The organism is Sporosarcina sp. P26b, assembly GCF_002743245.1.
Taxonomy (GTDB): Bacteria; Bacillota; Bacilli; order Bacillales_A; family Planococcaceae; genus Sporosarcina; species Sporosarcina ureae_C.
In genome coordinates, this window is the sequence record NZ_PDYW01000064.1 from 1 (window position 1) to 1,249 (window position 1,249).

Genomic DNA, 1,249 nt, shown 5'->3' on the forward strand with positions numbered 1-1,249 from the left:
ACGGCCAATTGTACAATCAAGTTAGCCATCTAAATTCAAATAAAAAAATGCCACTATAAAATTTCGTGTATCATTGAAGTTACGAGACAAACAATGAGAGGAAGTTTTATAGTGGCACAACTTGAGAATACCATACAAAACCGTAAAAATAAACACCTGTCAGCTTTTGAGCGCGGTCAAATCGAGGCGCTTCACAAGGACGGGCACACCAACCGAGAGATTGGCAGACGCTTAGGACGCGTTCATCAAACCATTGCCAATGAATTAGAGCGTGGAACCACGACTCAACTTCAAACTGGACGCACGCCCTATACAGCCTATTTCGCTGAAACGGGACAGGCGATCTATGAACGAAATCGACTTCAGTGCGGGGCGAAAAGTAAGTTGCTTATCGCGAGTGAATTTATCGATTTCGCATGTGAGAAGATCCTAGATGAGGACTGGTCGCCAGATGCGGTTGTTGGATTTATAAGCCTTCAAAACGAATGGATAGACCGACCTACAGTGTCCACGAAAACCCTTTATAACTACATTGATTTAGACATATTACGCGTTCGAAACATAGACTTGCCGATGAAACTAAGACGGAACACCAAAGTGAAACGCATCCGTAGAAACCGTCGTATTCTGGGCATGAGTATCGCTGAACGTCCCGTTGAAATTGATAACCGTCAAGAATTCGGTCATTGGGAAATTGATACGGTAGAAGGACAGAAGTCTGATGACAACGCGTTACTGACACTCGTTGAACGTAAAACGAGAAACTATTATGCGATTCTACTAGACGATCAAGATCACGATTCAGTGGACTATGCGATGAACCAATTACGACAGGATTTCGGCGAGCTGTTTCCTCAAGTATTTAAAACGATTACGTCAGATAACGGCAGCGAGTTTTCTAATCTAACAACGAGTCTTCAAGGGGTCACGGACGTCTATTTCGCTCGTCCATACGCACCGTATGAAAGAGGGTCCAACGAGCGACACAACGGACTTCTCAGACGATATATTCCCAAAGGAAAAGCGATTTCTGATTACTCTACAGCGTCTATTCAACATATTTATCAGACATTGAATCAGTTGCCCAGGAAGATTTTGAACTATCGACAGCCATCCGTTTTGTTTGAACAAGAGTTAGCTAGGTTAGCTTAGTATTTTCAAAAAGAGATTATCGATAGAGGGATAACAGCCCCCTTCATACATACACTGGATTTTATCTAAGTGGCTAACTTAATATTGCAATTTAGGA

At 42.5% G+C, this 1,249-nt stretch carries 1 protein-coding gene; it reads left to right on the forward strand.

Going from position 1 to position 1,249, the window contains the following annotated elements:
- Positions 1 to 108 precede the first annotated feature (108 nt).
- Positions 109 to 1,152 carry an IS30 family transposase gene (locus tag CSV69_RS16520; RefSeq protein WP_369823321.1) on the forward strand — a complete coding sequence of 348 codons (1,044 nt, stop codon included), beginning with the start codon at positions 109 to 111 and terminating at the stop codon, positions 1,150 to 1,152.
- The last annotated feature ends 97 nt before the right edge of the window (positions 1,153 to 1,249 follow it).